Source organism: Methylobacterium sp. E-041 (genome assembly GCF_022829665.1).
Lineage (GTDB): Bacteria > Pseudomonadota > Alphaproteobacteria > Rhizobiales > Beijerinckiaceae > Methylobacterium.
The window spans coordinates 123,670-147,261 of record NZ_JAKSYQ010000076.1 but is presented as its reverse complement, the minus strand read 5'-3'; the positions used below and the strand labels follow the sequence as shown (position 1 = coordinate 147,261).

At 71.1% G+C, this 23,592-nt stretch carries 26 protein-coding genes; 18 read left to right on the top strand and 8 right to left on the bottom strand.

Going from position 1 to position 23,592, the window contains the following annotated elements:
- Positions 1-9: 9 nt before the first annotated feature.
- Genes MKK70_RS07640 through MKK70_RS07625 form a run of 4 tightly spaced genes read right to left on the bottom strand, consistent with a single transcriptional unit; the run spans position 10 to position 3,650 of the window.
- Complete coding sequence (locus tag MKK70_RS07640) at positions 10-780, bottom strand: ABC transporter ATP-binding protein (RefSeq protein WP_409568253.1); 771 nt, start codon at positions 778-780, stop codon at positions 10-12.
- The gene (locus tag MKK70_RS07635; RefSeq protein ID WP_243946670.1) at positions 780-1,853 is read right to left on the bottom strand and encodes a FecCD family ABC transporter permease; all 1,074 of its coding nucleotides are present in this window, start codon (positions 1,851-1,853) and stop codon (positions 780-782) included. Before MKK70_RS07635 ends, MKK70_RS07640 begins: the two co-directional genes overlap by 1 nt.
- A 14-nt stretch (positions 1,854-1,867) precedes the next feature.
- Positions 1,868-2,914, bottom strand: coding sequence for an iron ABC transporter substrate-binding protein (locus MKK70_RS07630; protein WP_243946668.1), 1,047 nt, complete (start codon positions 2,912-2,914; stop codon positions 1,868-1,870).
- 28 nt (positions 2,915-2,942) lie between these two features.
- Positions 2,943-3,650: an aldolase/citrate lyase family protein gene (locus MKK70_RS07625; RefSeq protein ID WP_243932177.1), complete on the bottom strand. Its 708-nt coding sequence runs from the start codon at positions 3,648-3,650 to the stop codon at positions 2,943-2,945.
- A gap of 105 nt (positions 3,651-3,755) precedes the next feature.
- Between MKK70_RS07625 and MKK70_RS07620 the strand changes: the two genes are divergently transcribed.
- The 7 genes from MKK70_RS07620 to MKK70_RS07590 all read left to right on the top strand — a co-directional run bounded on the left by MKK70_RS07620 (position 3,756) and on the right by MKK70_RS07590 (position 11,882).
- On the top strand, positions 3,756-4,820 hold the full coding sequence (locus MKK70_RS07620) for a transglycosylase SLT domain-containing protein (protein ID WP_243946667.1): 1,065 nt from the start codon (positions 3,756-3,758) through the stop codon (positions 4,818-4,820).
- Positions 4,817-6,316, top strand: coding sequence for a DUF2336 domain-containing protein (locus MKK70_RS07615; RefSeq protein ID WP_243946665.1), 1,500 nt, complete (start codon positions 4,817-4,819; stop codon positions 6,314-6,316). The genes MKK70_RS07620 and MKK70_RS07615 overlap by 4 nt, the downstream gene beginning before the upstream one ends.
- 298 nt (positions 6,317-6,614) lie before the next feature.
- The gene (gene serS / locus MKK70_RS07610) at positions 6,615-8,012 is read left to right on the top strand and encodes a serine--tRNA ligase (RefSeq protein ID WP_243946663.1); all 1,398 of its coding nucleotides are present in this window, start codon (positions 6,615-6,617) and stop codon (positions 8,010-8,012) included.
- A complete protein-coding gene (gene surE / locus MKK70_RS07605) occupies positions 8,012-8,776 on the top strand; it encodes a 5'/3'-nucleotidase SurE (protein WP_147728726.1) in 765 nt (254 codons plus the stop codon). Before serS ends, surE begins: the two co-directional genes overlap by 1 nt.
- A gap of 120 nt (positions 8,777-8,896) precedes the next feature.
- Positions 8,897-9,589: an alpha/beta fold hydrolase gene (locus MKK70_RS07600; protein WP_243946661.1), complete on the top strand. Its 693-nt coding sequence runs from the start codon at positions 8,897-8,899 to the stop codon at positions 9,587-9,589.
- Positions 9,586-10,266 (top strand): protein-L-isoaspartate O-methyltransferase family protein, encoded by a 681-nt coding sequence (locus MKK70_RS07595; protein WP_243946659.1) that lies wholly within the window; start codon positions 9,586-9,588, stop codon positions 10,264-10,266. The genes MKK70_RS07600 and MKK70_RS07595 overlap by 4 nt, the downstream gene beginning before the upstream one ends.
- Before the next feature lie 191 nt (positions 10,267-10,457).
- On the top strand, positions 10,458-11,882 hold the full coding sequence (locus MKK70_RS07590; protein WP_243946657.1) for a peptidoglycan DD-metalloendopeptidase family protein: 1,425 nt from the start codon (positions 10,458-10,460) through the stop codon (positions 11,880-11,882).
- A 67-nt stretch (positions 11,883-11,949) separates the two neighbouring features.
- On the opposite strand, the gene MKK70_RS07585 is transcribed toward MKK70_RS07590, so the two are convergent.
- From MKK70_RS07585 to MKK70_RS07575, 3 genes are all read right to left on the bottom strand, one after another.
- Positions 11,950-12,303 (bottom strand): YidB family protein, encoded by a 354-nt coding sequence (locus tag MKK70_RS07585; RefSeq protein ID WP_147727781.1) that lies wholly within the window; start codon positions 12,301-12,303, stop codon positions 11,950-11,952.
- A 50-nt stretch (positions 12,304-12,353) separates the two neighbouring features.
- Positions 12,354-12,734 (bottom strand): YidB family protein, encoded by a 381-nt coding sequence (locus MKK70_RS07580; RefSeq protein WP_147727780.1) that lies wholly within the window; start codon positions 12,732-12,734, stop codon positions 12,354-12,356.
- 156 nt (positions 12,735-12,890) lie between these two features.
- On the bottom strand, positions 12,891-13,766 hold the full coding sequence (locus MKK70_RS07575; RefSeq protein WP_243946655.1) for an ATP-binding protein: 876 nt from the start codon (positions 13,764-13,766) through the stop codon (positions 12,891-12,893).
- 142 nt (positions 13,767-13,908) lie between these two features.
- Here MKK70_RS07575 and MKK70_RS07570 point away from each other — a divergent pair, with 142 nt between their 5' ends.
- The 10 genes from MKK70_RS07570 to MKK70_RS07520 all read left to right on the top strand — a co-directional run bounded on the left by MKK70_RS07570 (position 13,909) and on the right by MKK70_RS07520 (position 22,466).
- Positions 13,909-14,307, top strand: a complete 399-nt coding sequence (locus MKK70_RS07570) for an MAPEG family protein (protein ID WP_147727778.1) — start codon at positions 13,909-13,911, stop codon at positions 14,305-14,307.
- A gap of 123 nt (positions 14,308-14,430) precedes the next feature.
- Complete coding sequence (gene yajC / locus MKK70_RS07565; protein ID WP_243946653.1) at positions 14,431-14,766, top strand: preprotein translocase subunit YajC; 336 nt, start codon at positions 14,431-14,433, stop codon at positions 14,764-14,766.
- 164 nt (positions 14,767-14,930) lie between these two features.
- On the top strand, positions 14,931-16,538 hold the full coding sequence (gene secD, locus MKK70_RS07560) for a protein translocase subunit SecD (RefSeq protein WP_147727776.1): 1,608 nt from the start codon (positions 14,931-14,933) through the stop codon (positions 16,536-16,538).
- 49 nt (positions 16,539-16,587) lie between these two features.
- The gene (gene secF / locus MKK70_RS07555; protein ID WP_147727775.1) at positions 16,588-17,529 is read left to right on the top strand and encodes a protein translocase subunit SecF; all 942 of its coding nucleotides are present in this window, start codon (positions 16,588-16,590) and stop codon (positions 17,527-17,529) included.
- 27 nt (positions 17,530-17,556) lie between these two features.
- On the top strand, positions 17,557-17,934 hold the full coding sequence (locus MKK70_RS07550; RefSeq protein WP_147727774.1) for an Mth938-like domain-containing protein: 378 nt from the start codon (positions 17,557-17,559) through the stop codon (positions 17,932-17,934).
- Positions 17,931-18,824: a phytoene/squalene synthase family protein gene (locus MKK70_RS07545; RefSeq protein ID WP_243946651.1), complete on the top strand. Its 894-nt coding sequence runs from the start codon at positions 17,931-17,933 to the stop codon at positions 18,822-18,824. Before MKK70_RS07550 ends, MKK70_RS07545 begins: the two co-directional genes overlap by 4 nt.
- A 140-nt stretch (positions 18,825-18,964) precedes the next feature.
- Complete coding sequence (gene lpdA / locus MKK70_RS07540) at positions 18,965-20,404, top strand: dihydrolipoyl dehydrogenase (RefSeq protein WP_147844476.1); 1,440 nt, start codon at positions 18,965-18,967, stop codon at positions 20,402-20,404.
- Between the two features lie 465 nt (positions 20,405-20,869).
- Positions 20,870-21,052, top strand: a complete 183-nt coding sequence (locus tag MKK70_RS07535) for a hypothetical protein (RefSeq protein WP_243946649.1) — start codon at positions 20,870-20,872, stop codon at positions 21,050-21,052.
- Between the two features lie 488 nt (positions 21,053-21,540).
- Positions 21,541-22,170: a recombinase family protein gene (locus MKK70_RS07525; protein ID WP_243946646.1), complete on the top strand. Its 630-nt coding sequence runs from the start codon at positions 21,541-21,543 to the stop codon at positions 22,168-22,170.
- A gap of 83 nt (positions 22,171-22,253) precedes the next feature.
- A complete protein-coding gene (locus MKK70_RS07520) occupies positions 22,254-22,466 on the top strand; it encodes a hypothetical protein (RefSeq protein WP_243946644.1) in 213 nt (70 codons plus the stop codon).
- Positions 22,467-22,751: 285 nt separating this feature from the next.
- On the opposite strand, the gene MKK70_RS07515 is transcribed toward MKK70_RS07520, so the two are convergent.
- The gene (locus MKK70_RS07515; protein WP_243937970.1) at positions 22,752-23,111 is read right to left on the bottom strand and encodes a hypothetical protein; all 360 of its coding nucleotides are present in this window, start codon (positions 23,109-23,111) and stop codon (positions 22,752-22,754) included.
- Between the two features lie 231 nt (positions 23,112-23,342).
- Between MKK70_RS07515 and MKK70_RS07510 the strand changes: the two genes are divergently transcribed.
- Positions 23,343-23,585 (top strand): DUF6894 family protein, encoded by a 243-nt coding sequence (locus MKK70_RS07510; protein WP_243946643.1) that lies wholly within the window; start codon positions 23,343-23,345, stop codon positions 23,583-23,585.
- Positions 23,586-23,592 lie beyond the last annotated feature (7 nt).

The following is a 23,592-nucleotide window of genomic DNA, read 5'->3' as shown; positions in this document are numbered from 1 at the left end:
GGCTCGGGATCACGCCAGGATCGGCGTGCAGACCGAGCGCCCGTGCCCCGGCAGGGGCACCACAGCCACCTCCACCCCGTAGACGCGGCGCAGGCTCTCGGGCGTGATCGTCGCCTCAGGGTCTCCGAGCGCGACGAGGCGGCCGCCGTGCAGCAGAGCGACGCGGTCGGCGCAGAGGAAGGCGTGGCCGGGGTCGTGCGTCGAAAGCACCACGGCGATGCCGGTGGCCGAGAGACGACGGACCTGCTCGAGCACGCGGGTCTGGTTGCCGAAATCGAGGCTCGCGGTCGGCTCGTCCATCACCAGGATGCGCGGCTCGCCGGCGAGCGCCCTCGCGATCAGCACCATCTGCCGCTCGCCGCCGCTGATCTCGGTGTAGATGCGCTCGCCGAGATGCGCGATCCCGAGCCTCTCGAGCGCCGCGTCCGCCGCCTCGCGGTCCTTGCGGCCGGGGCTGGCGAAGGGCGCGAGCCGGGCTGCGCGCCCCATCAGCACCACCGCGCGCACGGTGAACGGGAAGAACGCCGCATGCCCCTGCGGCACGTAGGCGATCGCGCGCGCGATCCTGCGCCGCGACCAGCGCGACAGGTCCTCGCCGTCGAGCCGGACGCGGCCCGCGCGGGCCGGCAGCAGGCCGAGAAGGGTCTTGAACAGGGTGGTCTTGCCGCCGCCGTTCGGCCCGAGCAGGCACAGCACCTCGCCGGCCCCGAGCGAGAAGCTGACGCCGGCGCCGACCTCGCGCGCGCCGTATCCGAAGGCCAGCGCCTCGACGGACAGCATCAGGACCAGCCCCGCTTGCCCGCCGCCAGCAGCCAGAGGAAGAACGGCGCGCCGGCGAGCGCCGTGAGGATGCCGAGCGGCACCTCGATCGGCGCCAGGGTGCGGGCGGCGAGGTCCACCGCCACGAGATAGCCGGCGCCCAGCAGCGCGGAGGCCGGCAGCAGGCGGCGGAAATCCGGGCCGACGAGGCCGCGCGCGACGTGCGGCACGACCAGGCCGATCCAGCCGATCACCCCCGTCACCGAGACCGCCGCCGCGGTGACGAGCGTCGCCGCCGCGACGAGGAGCGGGCGCAGCCAGCGGGTCTCGATGCCGAGCGCCCGCGCCTCCTCCTCGCCGAGGCTCATCAGGTTCATGCGCCAGCGCAGCAGGACGAGGGGCAGGAGCCCGAGCCCGATGGCCGGCAGGATCGCCAGGACGTCGCTGAGGGTGACGGAGGACAGGCTGCCGAGCAGCCAGTAGGTGATGGCGGGCAGCTGGTTGTAGGGGTCGGCCAGCACCTTGAGCAGCGAGATGCCTGAGCCGAGCACGGCGCCGACCGCCACGCCGGCCAGCACCAGCGTCAGCACAGGATCGTGCCGGCCGACCAGCGCGCCGACCGCGTAGACGATCGCCACGGCGCCCAAGCCCCCGGCGAAGGCCAGCCCCTGGATCGCGAGGACCGGCAGCGCGAGGGTGATGCCGAGCACCGCCCCGAGACCGGCGCCGGCCGAGACCCCGAGGATGTCGGGCGAGACCAGGGGATTGCGGAACAGGCCCTGGTAGGTCGCGCCGGCCGACGACAAAGCCGCGCCGACGACGAGCGCGGCGGCCACCCGCGGCAGGCGGACCTGAAGCACCACCACCTGCGCGGTCGCCTCGCCCGGCGCGGTCCCGAACAGCTTGGAGGCCAGGATCGCGAACACCTCGGCGACCGGCACCGGGAATTTCCCCGCGGCGAGGGCGACGAGGACGAGCGCGCCGAGGCCGCACAGCGCGAGGCAGGCTCGCACGGCCGCCGAGGCACGCCGTCCCGCGCCGGGGGCGGCCTGCGCCGCCGTGGGCGCGTCGGTCGTCGCGGCGCCCTGGGTCATCGCCCGGCGTCGCGTCATCGGCGCGCCGGCACCGCATCGGCGAGCAGCGCGTCGACCGCCTCGGGGGCCAGGGCGACGTGGTAGAACCGCTGGTAGAAGTCGGCGACGATCGCCGGCAGGGGCTCGGGGAACTGCGCCGGGTAGAGCAGGTGCGCGAGCCAGCGCACGCCGATCAGGCGGTTCACGCCCGGCGGCGCGTCGAACCAGGCGAAGGGCAGCGTCGGCGTCCGGTAGACGCGCCCCTCGCGCACCGCCTTCACCCCCAGCCAGAGCGGATCGTCGGCGGGCCGGAAGGCGGGATCGAGGGCGACGATCACGTCCGGGTTCCAGCCCAGGACCTGCTCCGGCGAGACGTTGGCGAGGCCGTTGCCGCCGACGGCCAGGTTCCGGGCGCCGACCACCTCGAGGATCTCGGTGTTGATCGAGCCGGAAAAACCCGTCTCCAGGCCGCGCGGGCCGCGGGCATAGTACACGCGCGGACGCTCCGCCTCCGGGATCTGCGCGACGCGGGCGGCGACCTCCGCCACGGTGCGGTCGGCATAGGCCGCGAGCTCGTCGGCAGCCTGATCCAGTCCGAGGACGGCGCCGAGCCGACGGTAGGTCTCGGCGGTCCTGGCGAAGGCGCCGTCGAGCAGGATGTAGGGGATGCCGGTCTGAGCCTGGACCCGGTCGGCGAGCGAGGCGTAGGTCGGCCCCGTCGAGCCGACGTCGACGATGAGGTCCGGCTTGAGGGCGAGCACCGCCTCGACGTTGGCCGTGCCGCCGCGCCCGGTCAGGCGGCCGCTGGCCGGAAGTCCCCAGGTCGCCGGGGCGAGGTAGGGCCGCTCCGCGGGGGAGGGCGACCGGACCCAGGCCGCCATCCGCTCGGGCGCGAGCGTGTAGAGCAGCACGGACGCGGGCGGGCCGGCGGCGACGATCCGGGCGGCCCGCTCCGGAACCTCGACCACGCGGCCGGCCGCATCGGTGAACGGGCGGGCCCGGGCCGGCCCCGCCGGGAGCGCCGAGAGCGCCAGCAGGGCGAAGCCGAGGGTCGTGCGGGCGAGGCGTCGCGGATGCGGCATGCTGCAGCTTCGATCGGAGGATGTCCGCTCACCCTAGGGGCAGCGCGCCGCGAGGGCCACCGGCGACGCTCGGATCCCGCCCGAACACCGCGGCGAGGATGGCCGCCGCCGCGGCGGTCTCGGCGAAGCCCCCCCGGAACCCGTCGCGGCAGGCCGCCTCCACCGTCGCGCGATCGGGCGACGGGCCGGGCATGTCGAAGGCCGGGACGCGCAAGGCGGCGGCGGCCAGCACCAGAAGCCCGCGCGCCTGCGCCAGCGGAGCAGGCTGCGGCGCCCGCGACGAGGCCGAGACCCCGAGGTCGCGCGCCAGCGCGTCGAACGCGCAGAACAGGCCGGCGAGGCGCGCGAACCTTTCCGAGCCGCCGCCGAAGCGGAGCAGGGCGCCGGCGCCGTCGAGGCCGGCGACGATTCGCGTCGCACCGTCCGGGATGCCGGTCTCGGCCTCGTGCACGGACAGGCGCACGCCGAGCCGGGCGACGTCGCCGGCATCGGCGACACCCGGCAGGACGATGCCGTCGGGCCGCAGCGCCAGCGCCGCGGCGAGGTCGGCCGCGCTCGGTGCGACCCGGACGTAGAGCGGCAATGCGCCGGGCCTCCGCCGCAGGGGCGGGAGCCAGGCGGGCTCGGCGGCCGGGGCATGGTCCAGCACCAGGGCATCGGCGTGGGCGAGGTCGGGCGGCGCGCCCGCGGGCGAGGCGATCAGCAGGACGCGCATGAGGGCCGAGTCATCGGGCATTTAGGCTTTCTTTACCATGATGGCCAAAGGTCCCCGCATCCGGGGCGCACCGTGCGGCGCCTCACGCGACGCCCGTCCGGCGCGTGCGGCTCGAAGCGGCGATCGATGTTCCTGTTCACCACGCCTTCGAACCCCCAGCCAGCCGCGGCGCCGCCGCGGGCCGCGGGTCCGCAGGGCGCGGTCGTCGACGCGATTCGCGACGGGGCCCAGAGCAGCGGCGTCGGCTTCGACTACCTGCTCGCCACGGCGCAGCGCGAATCCGCCCTCGATCCCTCGGCCAAGGCCGGCACCTCGACCGCCACCGGCCTGTTCCAGTTCATCGAGCAGACCTGGCTCGGGGTGATGAAGTCCGCCGGGCCGAAGCTCGGCCTCCAGGCCTACGCCGACGCCATCGTCGCGCGGCCGGACGGCAGCTACACCGTCGCGGATGCCGGCCAGCGCCAGGCGATCCTCGACCTCCGGCGCGACCCGAAGATCGCCGCCTCGCTCGCGGGCGCCTTCACCCAGAAGAACGGCGAGGCGCTGTCGGCGGCGCTCGGGCGCGAGCCGACCGCGGGCGACCTCTACGCCGCCCACGTGCTCGGGGCGAAGGGCGCGACGACGCTAATCGCCGCCGCGCGGGCGACCCCGGACCGGGCGGCCGCCCTCGACATGCCGGAGGCCGCCGCCGCCAACCGCGGCCTGTTCTACGATCGCACCGGCCGGCCGCGCACCACCGCCGAGCTCTATGCCAGCCTCTCCGCGGCGGGCGCCGGCCGCACCGCCGCCAGCGACGTGACCCTGCTGACGCAGGGCGCCGCCGTCGCCCCGCCGGCGGCGGCGAGCGCCTACGCCGCGGTCGGGGGCGACCTGCGCACCCTGTTCCAGACCGACCGGCGCCAGGGCGCCCTCTCGGAGGGCGTCGCCAAGCTGTTCCAGGGCCGCGCGGCGGCGGCCGCCCGGCCGGCCCCGAGCTACTTCCCGCGCTCCGACCCGAGCCTCGATTCCACCGTGCCGGTCGCGGCGGTCGCCTCGGCCGACCCCGAGACCACCGGCGCCATCGCCGCGGCGATTCCGGCGGGCCGCGCGCTCGTCGATCCGCCGCTGCCGCCGCGCCGGCCGGCCGAGTTCGCGGCGTCGCTTGCCGCCGCCCCCAACGCGTCGTTGTTCACGAACCGGAGCGGCCCATGAACATCCGCCAGTTCCTCGCCTGCACCCAGTCCACCTCGGCGGGGCGCCGGGCCGAGGCCGCCTCCGCGCTGACGCGGGCCTACCTGTACGGCAACCTCGAGGCGGATGCCGCCTGGGAGGCCAAGACCGCGATCCTGGCGCTGCTCGACGACCCGGCCCCGGTGGTGCGCCGCGCCATGGCCGAGGCCTGCGCCGCCTCGGCGCGTGCGCCGCGCCCCCTCGTCGTGGCCCTGGCCTCCGACCAGACCGAGGTCGCCTGCCTGGTGCTCGCCGCATCGCCGGTCCTGACCGATGCCGACCTCGTGGACGCCGCCGCGATGGGCTGCGAGACGATCCGCGCGACGATCGCCGCGCGCCATCACCTCTCGCACGCCGTGGCCGGGGCCCTGGCCGAGATCGGCGGCGGCGACACCCTCGCGGTGCTGGCCCGCAACCCGACGGCGCGCATCACCACGGGCCGCATGCTGCGCATGGTCGAGCGCCACGGCGGCGACGCCGACGTGCGCGAGGCGCTGCTGGCGCGGGCGGACCTGCCGATCGAGGTGCGCCACGCCGTCGGCGCCCGGCTCGCCCGGACCCTGTCGGACTTCGTGACCGCGTGCGGCTGGCTCTCGCCCGACCGCAGCGCCCGGATGAGCCGCGAGGCCGGCGAGCGCACGGTGCTCGAGCTCTGCGACGGCGCGGGCGCCGCCGCCACCGCGCGGATCGTCAAGCACCTGCGCACCACGGGCCAGCTCAATGCCGGCCTGATCCTGCGGGCGATCCTCTCGGGGCAGATGGCCTTTGCGGAGGCCGCGTTCGCCGACCTCACCGGCCTGGAGCACGCCCGCGTCGGCACGCTGCTGCGCGAGCCGCGCGGGATCGCCGACCTGCATCGCCGCGCCGGCCTCGCCGAAGCGCTGCTGCCCGCGGTGGTGGCCGCGCTCTCGGCCTGGCGCGAGGCCGCCGACGGCACCAGCACGTTGCGCGGCGTCGGCCTGTCGCGGCGGATGATCGAGCGGGCGATCACCGCCTGCGAGGACATGCCGTTCTCCGAGATGCAGGGGGTGATGGCGCTGCTGACGCGCTACGAGGCCGAGGCCGCCCGCGACGAGGCCCGCGCGGTCGCCCGCGCCATCGCCGAGGGGGCCCTGGCGCGCGAGGCCGCCCGCCGCGAGGCCGACGAGGCCGCCGCGGAATGGCGCGCGGCGCAGGAGGCGGCCACGCGCCGGCTCGCGGCCGACGACATTCCCGAGCCGACGGCTTTGGACCGCATCGCGCTCGACCCTCGCGACCGCATCGGCGACCGGCGCTTCACGGACGTGGCGTCGCCCGAGGCCGACATCGTCGCCGAGCGGGAGCCGCGCACCGACCCGGTCGGCGCCATCCTCGACGCGCTGCCCGAAGCGATCCTGGCGAGTTTTCGCGAGGAGCAGGAGCGGGTGCGCCTCGCCGCGGAGACCGAAGCCGCGTCGGATGCCCAGGACGCCCCGGAGCGCCGGCGTCTGGCGGCCTGACCGCCGGGGTTGCGAAGCGCCGGCTCCCGCCGACAGGGTCCGGGATCCAGAGCCGCCGAGGGTGCCAAGCCGAATTCCGACCTGCGGTTCTTGATTCGAGGCTCGCCTTCGGCGCCCCGGGCTGACGGGAAAGATTTCGGCGGAGGGCGTCACGAGATGCATCATCTCGATGCCCTGACCGGAAGCGGGCCGGGCGGTGTCCACGGCGGACGCGCGTGCCCGCCATCGCCCGCCGCAGCCTTGTCGCGCGCGGACCGATGCTGCAAAGCGTGCCCGTCCGCACGACCCGAGCCAGCCCATGCACGACATCCGCGCCATCCGGGACAACCCGGAAGCCTTCGACCGCGACCTTTCCCGTCGCGGCCTCAGCCCACTTTCGGCCGAGCTGATCGCGCTGGACGACGCCCGCAAGGCGGCCGTGTCAGCGGCGCAGGAGAATCAGGAGCGCCGCAACGCGCGGGCCAAGGAGATCGGCGCCGCCAAGAAGGCGAAGGACGAGGCCCGCGCGGCGGCGCTGATGGAAGAGGTCGCCGGCCTCAAGGAGGCCGCACCTGCTCTGGAGACGGCGCAGTCCGAGGCCGCCAAGGCCCTCGACGACCGGCTCGCCGCGATCCCGAACCGGCCCAAGGCCGACGTGCCCGAGGGCGCCGACGAGCACGGCAACGTCGAATACCGCCGCTTCGCGTCCGCGCGTGAAACGCTTGCAGACGGCCGCCAGCATTTCGAGCTCGGCGAGGTTTTGGGCCTGATGGATTTCGAGACCGCGACCAAGATCTCCGGCTCCCGCTTCGTCGTGCTCAAGGGCCAGATCGCCCGGCTGGAGCGGGCGCTCGGGCAGTTCATGCTCGATCTGCACACGCAGGAGCACGGCTATCTCGAGGTCGCGCCGCCGATCCTGGTGCGCGACGAGGCGATGTTCGGCACGGCGCAGCTGCCGAAGTTTCGCGATGACCAGTTCGCCGTTAACGACGGTTCGACCATTGAAGACATTCGTCGCAGCGTTGGCTCGATCATTGCCGTCGCGGGCCATCAACGCGAAGCAACCGACTTCATTTCGGGCGGAGTTCAGGATTGGCTTGACCAGAGTTCGCGCTGGCTCATCCCCACAGCCGAAGTCCCGCTCACCAACCTCGTCCGCGAATCCATCCTAGCGGAAGACGAGTTGCCGCTCCGCTTCACGGCCCTGACCCCCTGCTTCCGTGCGGAGGCCGGGGCGGCCGGGCGCGACACCCGCGGGATGCTGCGGCAGCACCAGTTCAACAAGGTCGAGCTGGTCTCGATCACCGCCCCGGAGAAGTCGGCGGACGAGCACGAGCGCATGCTGGCCTGCGCCGAGACGGTCTTGAAGAAGCTCGACCTGCCGTTCCGGACGATGACCCTGTGCACCGGCGACATGGGCTTCGCCAGCCAGAAGACCTACGACATCGAGGTCTGGATGCCGGGCCAGAAGACCTTCCGCGAGATCTCGTCCTGCTCGGTCTGCGGCGATTTTCAGGCGCGACGGATGAATGCCCGGTACCGTAAGGACGGCAAGCCCGCCTTCGTGCATACCCTGAACGGCTCGGGCGTCGCGGTCGGCCGTGCGCTGATCGCGGTGATGGAGAACTATCAGAACCCGGACGGCAGCGTCACGATCCCGTCCGTGCTCGCGCCCTACATGGGCGGCCTCAACCGGATCGAAGGACCACGCCCGTAATGCGCATTCTCGTCACCAACGACGACGGCATCCACGCGCCGGGCCTGGAAACGCTCGAGGGCATCGCCCGGACGCTCTCCGACGACGTCTGGGTGGTGGCGCCCGAGACCGACCAATCCGGCGTCTCGCACTCGCTATCGCTGAACGACCCCCTGCGCCTGCGCCACATCGCGGAGAAGCGCTTCGCGGTGAAGGGCACGCCCTCCGATTGCGTCATCCTCGGCGTGCGCCACATCTTGGCCGACCACGGCCCGGATCTCGTGCTGTCGGGCGTCAACCGCGGCCAGAACGTCGCCGAGGACGTGACCTATTCCGGCACCATCGCCGCCGCGATGGAGGGCACGATCCTCAACGTGCGCTCGATCGCGATGTCGCAGGCCTACGGGATCGGCGGCCGCGGCAACCTGAAATGGCAATGCGCCGCCCATCACGGGCCGATCGTGGTGAAGAAGATCCTCGAGACCGGGATCGAGCCGGGCATCGTGATCAACGTCAACTTCCCCGATTGCGAGCCGGAGGAGGTCGCCGGCATCGCCGTGGCGGCGCAGGGGCAGCGCAATCAAGCGCTGCTCGCCATCGACGCGCGCACCGACGGGCGCGGCAATCCGTATTTCTGGCTCGCCTTCGCCAAGGCCCGGTTCGAGCCGGGCAACGGCTCCGACCTGAAGGCGATCGCCGAGAAGCGCATCTCGGTGACGCCGCTGCGCCTCGACCTCACCGACGAGCCGACGCTGACGCGCTTCGCCCAGGCCTTCGCGGAGTAGGCGGATCCCGCAGCCTCGGCGGTTCTGAATTCCGGGCTCGCCTGCGGCGCCCCGCAACGACGGGGCCGAAAGCGGACATCCTCTCGGGGGCGACCGCATCCCGAACCGGAGACTCGCCCGATGAGCCTCGTCCTGATCCCCGGATACATGGCCGATGCCAGCCTGTGGGACGACATGGCCGAGGCGCTGGCGCCCGCAGGCCCGATCCACCATGCGAGCCTCGCCCACGACGACACGATCCCGGCGATGGCGCAGCGGCTGCTCGCCGAGGCGCCGGCGCGCTTCGTGCTCGTCGGGTTCTCAATGGGCGGCTACGTCGCCCGCGAGGCGGCGCGGCTCGCGCCGGAGCGGGTGCGGGGGCTGGTGCTGATCGCGACCTCGTCGCGATCCGACTCGCGCAAGCAGGCGGTCGCCAAGCGCCTCGCCATCGAGGGCGTCGAGGCCGGCCACTTCGGCGGCCTGAGCCGGGCGGCGGCGGCCGCCTCGGTGCATCCGGACCGGGCCGGGGACGCGGCCCTGATCGAGCGCATCCGTGCGATGGGGCAGCGCCTCGGGCGCGAGGCCTTCCTGCGCCAATCCCGGCTCGAGCGGGTCGGCGACGCGGATCGGCTCGGCGCGCTCGGCTGCCCGACGCTGGTGATCGCCGCCGGCCGGGACCGCCTGCGCAGCATCGCGGAATCGGAGGAGCTGCGCGACGGCATCCCCGGCGCGACGATGGCGGTGGTCGCGGATACCGGCCACATGGTGCCGCTCGAGGCGCCGGACGCGCTGGCGGCGCTCATCCTCGCCTGGATCGGCGACCTGCCGCCATGACCGGAAGCGACGTGGACGCGATCGACGACCAGGCCGGCGCGAGCTTGAGCGGCCATGCCGGCCTCGGCGGGGCGATCGAGAACGCCGCCTTCGTGCTGGCCCTGCGCGGGCGCGGCACCCGCGACACGGCGGTGCTGCGGGCGATGGAGCAGGTGCCGCGCGCCGCGTTCGCCCCCGCCGCGTATCGCCACCTCGCCCGGCGCGACCTTTCCCTGCCGCTGCCCTGCGGCGCGGCGATGACCGCACCGAGCACGGTAGCGACGATGCTGACGCTGCTGAAGGTCGAGCCCGGAATGCGGATCCTCGAGATCGGCACCGGGTCCGGCTACGTCACGGCGCTGCTGCTGCAACTCAGCGCCGGCGCGGTGACGAGCCTGGAGCGCTACGCGACGCTGGCCGTGCAGGCGAGCGCGAACCTCGCAGGGCGCGCCCGCGTGCTCCAGGGCGACGGCCTCGCCGACACCGCGGGGGGCGGCTACGACCGCATCCTGGTCCACGGTGCGGTCGCGGAGCAGCCCGCATCCTGGGCCGCGGCGCTGAAGCCCGGCGGCCGCCTCGTCGCCGGATCGGAGGGCGGGCTGATGGCGGCCACGCATGGCGGGCAGGGCCTCGTCGTCGAGCCGGGACCGCGCCTGCGCCTCGCGCCGCTGGTGCCCGGACGAGCCGCCGCGCTTTAACCAATCGCGCTCGCCGCTCCGCCTGCGGTAAGCATTCCTAAGCAGCGATCCCGAGAGCGAAATGGTGCTCGCGCGGCCGTGAACGTGGTGAACGGGAACGGTTGTTTAACCTGAATCCGGCTTTCATGGGCTCATCAAGTTGCGTCAGGCAAACGGGTGCGTCGATGCGGGTTCGCGGGACTGGTCGGAGGATGAAGACGCTGTCGCGCTTCGCTCTCATCGGAGTTATCGGCAGCGGTGCCGCCGCCTGCTCGTCGGACGCATCGCGTCTCGACAGCCCCTTCACCAACCCGTTCGCCTCGAACATGGCGAGCGAGCCGGCGGCGACGGGCAGCCTGCCGGACATGCCGTCGGCGCCGCCGATCCGCACCGGCCGGATCCAGTCCGAGGCGCTCGGCGCGCCGACGGCGATCTCGCCCCGGCCCGGCCCGGTGGCGGCCCGCGTGCCGACCCAGCCGATGGCGCAGACCACCCGCGTCGCCTCCACCGGCACGCCCGGCTGGAACGCGCAAGGGGGCACCACCATCACCGTCGCCCCGAACGACAGCCTCAACCAGATGTCGACCCGCTTCGGCGTGCCGGCCTCGGCGATCCTGTCGGCCAACGGCCTGACCAGCGCCGGCCAGGTGACGCCCGGCCGCCAGCTGATCATCCCGGTCTACAGTGCCTCCGGCATGAACCCGGCGGCCGCCCCGATGACGGCGCGGGCCGTTCCCGCCGCCCCCTCGGAGCGGATCAAGGCCGCCGAGGCCAAGCGCCAGGACGACACGAAGGCGGAGGCCAAGCGCAAGGAGGCGGCCAAGGAGGCGGCCAAGGAAGCCGCCAAGGAGGCCCAGAAGGAGGCCGAGGCCAGGAAGCTCGCTGACAAGCGCGCCGAGGAGAAGGCCCGCAAGGACGTCGCCGCCAAGGAGGCCGACGCCAAGAAGCATCACGTGCGCCCCGGCCAGGTCGCCAAGGCCGATACGAAGCCCGACACCAAGGCCGAGGCGACGCGCAAGGCCGAGGCGGAGGCCAAGCAGGCCAAGGTCGACGCCGCCAAGGCCGACGCCGCCAAGGACGCGGCGAAGAAGGTCGCCGAGGCGAAGGCCGCCAAGGCCGCTTCTGAGAAGGCGGCCTCGGAGAAGGTCGCGGCCGAGAAGGTCGCCGCCGCCAAGCCGGAGCCGGTCAAGACCGCCGCCGTGGCGAAGGTCGAGCCCGCCAGCACCGGCTCGGTCGCCGCCGCGGCCCCCAGCGCCCCGGCCGCGCCGGACCAGACCTTCCGCTGGCCCGCCAAGGGCCGGGTGATCTCCGGCTACGGCTCCTCGGGCAACGAAGGCATCAACATCGCGGTGCCCGAGGGCACCGCGGTGAAGGCCGCCGAGGACGGCACCGTCGCCTATGCCGGCTCGGACGTGAAGGGCTACGGCAAGCTCGTGCTGGTGCGGCACTCGAACGGGTACGTGTCGGCCTACGCCCACAACGGCGAGCTCGACGTGAAGCCCGGCGAGAAGGTGAAGCGCGGCCAGACGATCGCCAAGTCGGGCGCGTCGGGCAACGTCACCTCGCCCCAGCTGCACTTCGAGATCCGCAAGAGCGGCGCGCCGATCGACCCGATGTCGCAGCTCGCCAGCAACTGAGCGATTTCCCGAGACCCACGATCGAGGGCGGTCCGCGAGGGCCGCCCTTTCGCGTTTCGGCGCGTCGTCAGGTGCCGGGCGTGCGCAGCGTCCCGTCGGGGCTGTGCTGGTCGACCGCCGCGGGCAGCACCTTCGCCAGGACCGCGAGGACCTGGTCGGTCGGGATCCCGAGCTTGTCGGCGATCTGCCGGACCTGCTCGTTGTCCAGGACCTTGCGCAGGTCCTCGGTGGTGATCGGCGCGTTCGGGCCGCGGCCGAGCCAGGAATTCACCTGCGCGGCGTAGCCCGAATTCTGGAGCTGGTTCAGCAGCCCCTGAAGCCCGCCCGGCAGCACCCGCTCGACGATGCCGGGAAGGGCCTCGACGGCGGCCTGGCCCAGGCTGCCGCCGAGCGCCGACTTGAGGGTATCGAACAGGCTCATCGCTGGGTTCCTCGCCGTGATCCGCGCTTCACTCTAGCCGCCGGCCGGCGTCAGGCCACCTGCGTCGAGAATTGCCGCTGCGGCGCGAGCGTCCCGTCCCGGCTCTGGCGGTCGACCGCCCCGGGCAGGAACTCGGCGAGCGCCGTCGGCACGCGCGCTTCCGGGATGCCGAGGTCGGCGGCGAAGCGCGTCAGCGCCTCGGGCGAGAGCAGGGCGGCGTAGGCGCCCGCGGGGAGGGCGACGTTCGCCTCGGATCCGAGCCACGAGGCGACGGCCGAGCCGTGGCCCGCCGCGCGCAGGGCATCGAGGAAGGCCGGCAGGCCGCCGGGATAGATCTTGGCGAAGGACATCGGCAGGCCGTCGCCGCCGATCGCGTCGATGCGGGCTTCCGCGCGGGCGAGCGCGGATCGGATCGCGTCGAAGAGTCCCATGATGTCAGCCCCGTCCCGCCTGCTCGTCCGCCGGGAGGCGGATCGCTCGAGGTGCAAGCTCGGGCGTAGCGGACGCAAGGCAAGCGCCTGCGGCGTCGAGAATGCACCTGCGGCGTCGACGACGCGCCCGCAACCGATCGGCCGACGGGATTTCGATCAGTCGAGGGTCCGGCCGAGCCGCCCGGCCAGATCTTGGATGAACTGGAAGGCGGTGCGGCCGGAACGCGAGCCGCGGGTGGTCGCCCATTCCAGCGCCTCGGCCCGGAGCGCGTCGGGCTCGACCGGAAGGGTGTGGCGCTCGGCATAGGCGCGGATCATCGCCAGGTACTCGTCCTGGCTGCACTTGTGGAACCCGAGCCACAGGCCGAACCGGTCCGAGAGCGAGACTTTCTCCTCCACCGCCTCGCCGGGGTTGATCGCGGTGGAGCGCTCGTTCTCCACCATCTCGCGGGCGAGCAGGTGCCGGCGGTTCGAGGTGGCGTAGAACAGCACGTTGCCCGGCCGTCCCTCGATGCCGCCGTCGAGCGCCGTCTTCAGCGACTTGTACGAGGTGTCGTCGCCATCGAACGAGAGGTCGTCGCAGAACACCACCCAGCGATGCGGGTCGGAGCGGAGCGTCGCCATCAGGTCGGGCAGCGCCTCGATGTCCTCGCGGTGGATCTCCACGAGCTTCATCGGCAGGGCGCCGGCCGCGCGGCGCGCGTTGATCTCGGCATGCACCGCCTTCACGAGCGACGACTTGCCCATGCCGCGCGCGCCCCAGAGCAGCGCGTTGTTGGCCGGCAGCCCGCGCGCGAAGCGCTCGGTATTCTCGGCCAGGGTATCGCGCGCCCGGTCGATGCCGGTGAGCAGGCCCATCTCGACGCGGTTGACGGTGCGCACCGGGATCAGCCGGCGCTCGGGCCCCCACAGGAAGGCGTCGGCGGAGGTGATGTCCGTCACCGGTCGCGCGGGCGGGGCGGCCCGCTCCAGCGCCGTGGCGATGCGCTCCAGCAGCGGCATCAGGGTCTCGAGGGTGGTCGCTTGCGTCATGGCGGATCGGTTCGGATGGCTCTTCGAGGACCGCACGGGCCTACGCGCGCTCGGCACGACTCGCAACACGAGCTGCGACACGGCCTGCAACGTCCGGAGCCCGCTCGCGTTGGTCGGCGCATCGCAACGCCGGAGACCCGCCTTGATCTTCCCCGCCACCACCGCCCTCTTCGCCGCCCTGTTCGCCTTGATCTACATCGGCCTGTCCGGCTGGGTGGTGGGGGCCCGGGTCAGCGGCAACGTCCTCGTCGGGGATGGCGGCCGGGACGGATTGCAGCGTCGCATCCGCTCGCACGGCAACTTCTCGGAATACGTGCCGCTGACGCTCGGCCTGATCGCCCTGCTCGAAGCGGGCGGGACCCGGCATTGGATCGTGCTGACGCTGCTCTGGCTGCTCCTGATCGCGCGCCTGCTGCATCCGGTCGGCATGTTCGCGCCGGTCAACTCGCCGCGCCAGTTCGCCTGCCGCGGCGGCGGCATCCTCGTCACCCTGCTCGTCATGACGGTGGCGGCGGTGCTGCTCCTCGTCCGGGCGATGTGAGGGGCGCGCGCCGCCCGGCGTTGCTTTCGGAACGCCCCTGGCTATAGTCCGCGCGCTTTCAGACAGGCCCGGCGACGCTTCCGACAGGCGCGCACGGGCCCGACGTCACATGAGGAGACGCGCTTGATCACCCCCGCCTTCGCGCAAGGGGCCGGCACTGCTGCCGGCGGAGCCGAGATCGCCTTGCAGGTGGTTCCCTTCGTCCTCATCTTCGTGATCATGTATTTCCTGATCCTGCGGCCGCAGCAGAAGCGGGTCAAGGAGCATCAGGCCCTGGTCAAGAACGTCCGCCGCGACGACACGATCGTCACCAACGGCGGCCTCGTCGGCCGGGTGGTGAAGGTGCTGGACGACGCCACCGAGATCGAGGTGGAGATCGCGCCGAACGTCCGGGTCAAGGTGGTGCGCACCATGATCTCCGAGGTCCGCGTCAAGGGTGGGCCGGTCAAGGCCGTCTAGGGCGCTCTCCGCCGAAGTCGGGGCCGGTTCGGCTCGAGAGCGCATGGGACGGCAAGAGCCCGGAACCGGTTCCCAACGCGACGCGATCGGGAACGGCTCCGGACCCGCCGGATCAGGATGCTGGGGCAAGCCCTCGGCAGGACTGCAGAAAACAGAGTCGGCGGATGCTGCGCTTTTCCCGTACCAAAATCGTCGTGACGCTCGTCGCGATCCTGATCGGCCTCAGCCTTGCGGTGCCGAGCTTCTTCTCGCCCGAGCAGCGCAAGGGCTTCATGGCCGCGCTGCCGGGCTGGTTCCCCGCCTGGATCGTGCCGACCCGCGCGATCGTGCTCGGACTCGACCTGCAGGGCGGCTCGCAGCTCCTACTGGAGGTCGACCAGGCCGAGCTCGTCGCCTCCCAGGCCAAGGCCCTGCGCGACGAGGTCCGCGGCGTGCTCCAGCGCGAGAGCGTGCGGGCCGACGGCGGCATCGGCATCCTCCAGCGCGGCGTCCAGGTCCGCGTCGCGGACGCGGCCGCCCGCGCCAAGGTGATGCCCAAGCTGCAGGAGCTGGCGCAGCCGATCTCGAACCCGCTCGTCGGCCAGACCGGCGGGCGGACGCTCGACATCACCGAGCAGCCCGACGGCCTGATCCGCCTCGCGCTCACCGATGCCGGCATCAACGAGCGCACGCGGCGCGCCGTGACGCAGGGTATCGAGGTCATCCGCCGCCGCCTCGACTCGACCGGGACGCTGGAGCCGTCGATCCAGCAGCAGGGCGCCGACCGCATCCTGATCCAGGTCCCCGGCCTGCAGGACCCGGAGCGCCTCGAGGCGCTCCTGGGCAAGACCGCCAAGCTCGAGTTCCGGATGATCTCCGACAACCCGGCCGGCGACGTCGACATGCTGCCCTCGCGCGACGAGCGCGGCGCCAAGGTGGCGGTGGAGCGCCGGGTGATGGCCGACGGCGGCGACCTGACCGACGCGCAGCCGGCCTTCGACCAGCAGACCCACGAGCCGATGGTGAGCTTCAAGTTCAACCTGAAGGGCGCCCAGCGCTTCGGCCAGGCGACCTCGGAGAACGTCGGCCGCCGCATGGCGATCGTGCTCGACAACGAGGTGGTCTCTGCCCCGGTGATCCGCACCGCGATCACCGGCGGCTCCGGTCAGATCACCGGGAACTTCTCGGTGCAGCAGGCCAACGACCTGTCGATCCTGCTGCGGGCCGGCGCGCTGCCGGCGAAGTTCACCGTGGTCGAGCGCCGCGTCGTCGGGCCGGGGCTGGGCAGCGACTCGATCCGCGCCGGCAAGATCGCCACCGGCGTCGCCGGGCTCCTCGTTGTCGGCTTCATGTTCCTGACCTACGGCACCTTCGGCTTCATCGCGAACATCGCCCTCATCGTCCACGTCGGGCTCATCCTCGGCCTGATGTCGGTGCTGGAAGCCACCATGACGCTGCCCGGCATCGCCGGCATCGTGCTCACCATCGGCACGGCGGTGGATTCCAACGTGCTGATCTACGAGCGCATGCGCGAGGAGCACCGCGCCGGGCGCTCCCTGGTCTCGGCGCTGCAGGCGGGCTTCGACCGGGCCTTCGCCACCATCATCGACTCGAACTCGACCATGGCGATCGCCGCGCTGATCCTGTTCTTCCTCGGCTCCGGCCCGGTGAAGGGTTTCGCGGTCGTGTTCATCCTCGGCATCCTCACCACCGTCATCACCGCGGTGACGCTGACGCGGATGATGATCGCCGTGTGGTACAAGTCCTTCCGGCCCAAAGCCCTTCCGTTCTGAACGTCGCCCGTTTCGGGAGGCCGCTTCCCGATCGCAAGGTCCCAAAAGAATGCGCCTGCTTCGCCTCTGGCCCGACGAGTCGCACTTCGACTTCATGCGCTTCCGCCGCCTGAGCTTCCCGCTCTCGGCGATCCTGTCGGTCGTGACCGTGGTGCTGTTCCTCACCGTTGGTCTGAACTACGGCATCGACTTCAAGGGCGGCACGCTGGTCGAGCTGCAGGCGAAGTCGGGCACCGCCGACGTCGGCGAGATCCGCCACACGGCCGCCGGCTTCGGCTTCGGCGAGCCCGAGGTTCAGGAGCTCGGCAACCAGGGCACCGTGCTGGTGCGCCTGCCGCTTCAGCCCGGCGAGCAGGGCCAGACGGCGGTGATGAACAAGGCGCACGGCGCCTTCGACAAGGATTACGAGTTCCGCCGCACCGAGACCGTCGGCCCCCGCGTCTCGGGCGAGCTGGTGCAGTCGGGCACGCTCGGCGTCGTGCTCTCGGTCGTCGCGGTGCTGCTCTACCTGTGGTTCCGCTTCGAGCGCGAGCTGGCGCTCGGCGCCATCGTCGGCACGCTCCACGACATCGTGCTGACCATGGGCGTGTTCATCGTCACCCGGATCGAGTTCAACATGACCTCGATCGCGGCGATCCTCACCATCGTCGGCTACTCGCTGAACGAGACCGTGGTGGTGTTCGACCGGACCCGCGAGCTGATGCGCCGGTACAAGACGATTCCCACCGACGAGCTGCTCAACCTGTCGATCAACTCGACGATGTCGCGCACCGTGATGACCTCGATCTCGGCCTTCCTGTCGCTGCTGGCGCTGGTGCTGTTCGGCGGCGAGGCGATCCGCGGGTTCGCGGTGGTGATGCTCTGCGGCGTGGTGATCTGCACCTACTCGGCGATCTTCGTCTCGACGCCGGCGCTGATCTATCTCGGGCTGATGCTCTCGGGCACCAAGGCCCAGGCCGCCCGCGGGCGGCTGCCGCAGGCCGCGGAGTAGGGCCGAGAGACGGGGGACGCACAGCGCATGGCCGAGCTCGACGGCTTCCTGCCCGGGCGCCACCTGATCGACGCCTACGGCAACGGCGGCTTCCGCTTCGGCGAGATGTCGCACCGCGGCTCGATCCTGGCGCTGCCGTCGGGCATCCGCGCCTGGGCCACGACCGAGGGGAGGGCGATCGACCGCACCGCGTTGCGCCCGGTCCAGGCGGAATCGGCGGAGATCGAGCTGCTGCTCGTCGGCACGGGCCTCGACATCGTGCCGCTGCCACCCGATCTTCGGGCATGGCTCAAGGACAACCGGATCGGTCTCGACGTGATGCAGACGGGCGCGGCGGCGCGCACGTACAACATCCTGGTGGCGGAGAACCGCAAGGTGGCGGCGGCCCTGATCGCGGTCGCGTGAGCGCAGAGCCGGGGCAGGGGGACAGCCAAGCAGAGGGTAAAGGCGGCCTCGCCTTCGCCTTCCGCCACTGCGAGGACCTCGTCCGCGCGGGCGACCCCGACCGCTACTTCGCCACGCTGTTCGCGCCGCAGGCCTTCCGCCCGCACCTGTTCGCGCTCTACGCCTTCAGCCTGACGGTCGCGCGGGTGCGCGAGGCCGCCTCGAACCCGATGGCCGGCGAGATCCGCCTGCAATGGTGGCGCGACGCGCTGCAGGGCGAGGCCCGCGGCGACGTGAAGGCCAACCCCGTCGCCGCCGCGCTCCTCGATGTGATCGTCGCGCGCCGCCTCGGGCGCCAACCCTTCGTCGACCTGATCGACGCCCGCGTCTTCGACCTCTACGACGACCCGATGCCCCGGCTGAACGACCTGGAAGGCTATTGCGGCGAGACCGCCTCGGCCCTGTTCCGGCTGGCGAGCCTGATCCTGTGCGACGGCACCGAGCCGGGCGGGGCGGCCGCCGCCGGTCATGCCGGCGTCGCCTACGGCATCACCGGCCTGCTGCGGGCGATGCCGTGGCACGCGCGGGCGGGCCAGGTCTACCTGCCGGCCGACGTGTTCCGCAGCCACGGCGTCACCCGCGAGGACATCGTCACCGGCCGCGGCGGCCCGGGCCTGCGCGGCGCCTGCGCGGACCTGCGCGCCGACGCCCGCCGGCACCTGGCCGCCTACGCCGCGGCGAAGGACACGATCGCGCCGGCCGCGCGCGCCGCCTTCCTGCCGCTCGTCCTGGTCGACGGCTACCTCGCCGCGATGGAGCGCCCGGGCTACGACCCGCTCAACACCCCGATCGAGACCGCCCGCTGGCGCCGCCTGTGGCGGCTGTGGCGCGGGTCGCGGGCGGCGGGGTAGGGGGCCAGTCTTCCTTCCCCCTTGAGCGGGGGAGGGACGCGCGAGCGATGTAACCCGCCCGCACGCGACGCGCGTTGGCGCCCGCGCCGTCCTCGTCTACGCTCGCCTCCGAGACGCTCCAGGGAAGAGACCAGACCCTCATGGCCGACAGCTACGACGTGCTCATCATCGGCGCCGGCCCCGGCGGCTACGTCACCGCCATCCGTGCGGCGCAGCTCGGGTTCAAGACCGCGGTGGTGGACCGGGAGCACCTCGGCGGCATCTGCCTGAACTGGGGCTGCATCCCGACCAAGGCGCTGCTGCGCTCGGCCGAGATCTACCACTACATGCAGCACGCCTCCGATTACGGGCTCTCCGCCAAGGAGGTCTCGTTCGACACGGGCGCGATCGTGAAGCGCTCGCGCGGCGTCTCGTCGAAGCTGAACGGCGGCGTCGGGCACCTCCTGAAAAAGAACAAGGTCGACGTGATCTGGGGCGAGGCCACGGTCGACAGCGTCGCCAAGGGCAACGGCACGGGGCAGGTGACGGTCAAGGAGACCGCCCGCGCGCCGGCGCCGAAGGGCGCGCTCGCGGCCGGGACGTATTCGGCCAAGCACATCATCGTCGCCACCGGCGCGCGCCCGCGCGCGATCCCCGGCATCGAGCCCGACAAGAAGCTGATCTGGACCTACTACGAGGCGATGGTGCCGGAGACGATGCCGAAGTCGCTCCTGGTGATGGGCTCGGGCGCGATCGGCATCGAGTTCGCCTCGTTCTACCGCACCATGGGCGCCGAGGTGACGGTGGTGGAGCTGCTGCCGCAGATCCTGCCGGTGGAGGATCCGGAGATCGCCGCCATCGCCCGCAAGCGCTTCGAGAAGCAGGGCATCAAGATCCTGACCGGCGCCAAGGTGACCAAGGTCGAGAAGGGCGCGGATTCGATCACCGCCACCATCGAGGCCGCCGACGGCAAGGTGCAGACGCTGACGGCGGAGAAGCTGATCTCGGCGGTGGGCGTCGTCGGCAACATCGAGGGGATCGGGCTGGAGAAGCTCGGGGTGAAGATCGAGCGCGGCATCGTCGTCACCGACGGGCTCGGCCGCACCAACGTGCCCGGCCTCTACGCCATCGGCGACGTCGCCGGGCCGCCGATGCTCGCCCACAAGGCCGAGCACGAGGGCGTGATCTGCATCGAGACGATCAAGGGCCTGCCCACCCATCCGATGGACAAGGCAAAAATCCCCGGCTGCACCTACTGCCAGCCGCAGATCGCCTCCGTCGGCCTCACCGAGGCGAAGGCCAAGGAGCAGGGCTTTGCGATCAAGGTCGGCCGCTTCCCCTTCGCCGGCAACGGCAAGGCGATCGCGCTCGGTGAGCCGGACGGGCTGATCAAGACGGTGTTCGACGCCAACACCGGCCAGCTGCTCGGCGCCCACATGGTCGGCGCCGAGGTGACCGAGCTGATCCAGGGCTACGTCGTCGCCATGAACCTCGAGACCACCGAGGAAGACCTGATGCACACGGTCTTCCCGCACCCGACGCTATCCGAGATGATGCACGAGAGCGTGCTGGATGCTTATGGGAAGGTGATTCATACTTAGGGGGGAGAGGGGGCGAAAAGCTCCTTCGGAACAGGCTGTTAGGACCCTGAGGCTAGTCCGGGGGTAGGCTCGGGGTCAAGCCTCGGGTAGGGGGTCGAAGTGGCCTCGGGCACATCTCAGTGTGCCCAGATTGTGCCAGAGATGGCGGCAGCGAGGGGTGCGCGAGGTACGGGCCTGAGGCCTGAGACCACCCGGCATCGTGGACCTGTGCGCAGCCTGTTCGGGTAGGGGGAGGGACCCGGGCCGAAACCGAGGGGTCACTCGCGCGACACCTCATGCCTGACACGGAGCGGCAGAGTTTCCCCCCGTACCCCCTCCGCCGGCCTCCCTCGTGCGCGAGCGCGATGGCCCCTCCCGCCGGCCTCGTGCCACCCTCGCGCACCCGGCGCCCGGCCCTCCGCCACTTCAAAGGCTCCGGCGCGTTACCCGGTTAGGAAGGCCACTGCGGCCCTCACGAGGTTAGCCATGAAGAACCCAGCATTGAGCCTCTGGCTGATTGGCGCCAATCGCGCGGCCGGCTGGTGGATGGGAACGGCTACGTCCATCGTTCGGAACCAGCAGCAGTTGGCCCTTGCCGAGATGATGAAGGCCGCCACCGGGAAGAAGCCAGCGCGGAAGCGCAAGGCCAAGCCGAAGGCCCGAGTGTGATCCGGTGCCGGCAGCGACTGCGGTTAGCTTAGGCTGCCCGCCTTAGGCTGCTTTTGCGGGCTCAGCATCACAAAGCAGCGGGACGTAGGCACACCACTGGCAGTAGCCTTTTGCCTCTGTCTGGCGAGCATTGCGCTGGGAGCAGTGCGGGCACACCCTCAATGTCAGCCGGAAACCCGTGAGCGAGCCATCGCCTCTCCCGCGAAATGTCACCGCGCCTTGTGGAACATGCACCACCAAATGATCTTTTAGCATTGAGCAACCCCGCATTAGACTTTTCTAGCGCAGGTTGTATGAGATAATCAAATGATAAATCTCATTACAGCCGTTCAAAGCTGATTGTCGGCCCAAGCGATTTCAGTTTGTCCGCAAGGGTATACCGCAGCGTACGGCACCGAGGCTGTACGAAAGGCCGTCCGTAAGGGTTGACATCACCCAACGGACAGCCATTCTTGCGGACACCTCCCTTTCGGACGGACGCCGCTCCCATGCAGACCATCCTCTACGCCCGCGTCTCGACCACCGACCAGACCATCGCTCACCAGCGTATCCAGGCCGAGGCGGCCGGCTTCGAGGTAGACGAGGTGGTTGCGGACGAGGGGGTGTCGGGCCTCACCACCAGCCTCAATGACCGCCCGCAGGGCCGCAGGCTCTTCGACATGCTCCGCCGCGGGGATACCCTCGTGGTCCGCTGGGTGGACCGCCTGGGCCGCAACTACGCGGACGTGTGTGACACCATCCGGGAGCTGATGCGCCGGGGCGTCATCGTCCGCACCGTCATCAATGGCCTCACCTTCGACGGGGCCACCAAGGACCCGATGCAGCAAGCCGTGCGGGATGCGCTCATCGGCTTCATGGCCGCCACGGCGCAGGCCCAGGCGGAGGCTAGCAAGGAAGCGCAGAGGGCCGGCATCGACCACGCCAAGGGCCGCGAGGACGCCTACCGGGGCCGTAAGCCCAGCTTCACGCGGGCGCAGTTCGATGCCGTTAGGGAGGCTCTGAGCATGGGTGAAGGCGTGAGCGATATCGCGACTGTTACCGGCCTTACCCGGCAGACAATCTACCGCATCCGCGACAACCCTGTAGACTCGGAAGCTGCAATAGCACGATGGTCGTAGGGATGGACGCACCAGAAAGACCATGGTCCGCCGCGAGACTGGCGGTTTCAGGGCTCCGCATGGCGGCAGCGAGCGACGAGCTGATGGCCAGCCACTATGCCAACCTCGCGGCTTATATGGACCGGCAGGGCCCGTGCGGGGCTGGCGAGCTGTTCCGCACCCTGAGCCGGTATCATGCCATCCAGGCGCTCGCTAAACGAGGCGAGGCGGCAGCCCTTGCTCAGGAGAATGGGCTGCTCTGGGAAGACCAACGGTCAAAGCCACTTGCGGCAGCGACTGAGGGCAAGCTGTGCTGACGCCGCCCCCCTCACCGAAACGAAATGTTAACCATGCTTGGCCACGCATGTTCTGGGAGCTTGTAAAAGGGCAACGACCATGCTCGACGTGGTGTTCTGGTGCTGTGAGTTTGTCGCGGCCGCTGGAAGCGCGGGCCTTGTTGTCATCCATTTGCCCCGCCCGCGAGTCAGACACCCACGCATTGAGTGGGATCATTCTTCGGATGCGGTAGCGGTGGACTAGGGGCGTCGGGTTGAATGAGCCTGTTCTCATCGAGGGATGAGATGCGACGCAGTGGCACGAGCTTAAAGGCGTCCCTCGGCCTTCGCCATGCTCGCCGGGATGAAGGCGAGGACGACGGCAACCATCACCCCGAACCAGCACCCAGTGGCCTTCACGGCGAAGTCCCCGAAGCGACCATGCCGAGTTAGCTCAAGGTTCTGCATCGCTTCCATCGCACCAGCAAGCGCGATCAGCCCTCCCACGATCTGCCAACGGCGGTTCGGGTATCCGAGGGCGAACAAGAAGCTCACCACCGCGTAGGCGCCAAACCGCTCGACGGAGACCGGGGCATCGCTGATGGGTCGGAGGCCAATGGGCGCGAGCGTCGCGAAGACAACTCCCGCCAGGAGCAGCCAGCCGAGAATGCGGGAGGTCTTTATCATGAGGGGAGGGTGCCCGGTTGCCTTGGCGAGACTGAGGCGGAGGCAACGGTCGGGCCATCAGGTACCGCCTTGATCAAGAGCGCAGCGCCGGGACATCCTGAGAAAGGTGGGCGGGACCGGCTGACGGGATGAAGGGTAGGCGGCATGCAACATGCAAGCGTGGCGCTATCGCAAAACGAGCCCGCAGGCAGTACTTAGCCTTATTACCATCCTCAGGCTTAGGCGCTTAAGATGCCGCTGTTCTATATCGACCTTCATGACGGCACTAATTTCGTGCGTGACAAGAAAGGCTTTGAATTGCCAGACGCAGGAGCAGCGCGAGAGAAGTTGGGTCATGTTTTAAAGCGGTTCTCTGAGCTACTAGACACCACCTCAGACGGTCAAATATTCTTGGCGAGCGTTCGAGATCAGGCCGGAGCGATAATCATGCGGGCACGGCTTACGCTTGCTATCGAAGAGCTTGAAACGGCTTAGTGGCTTC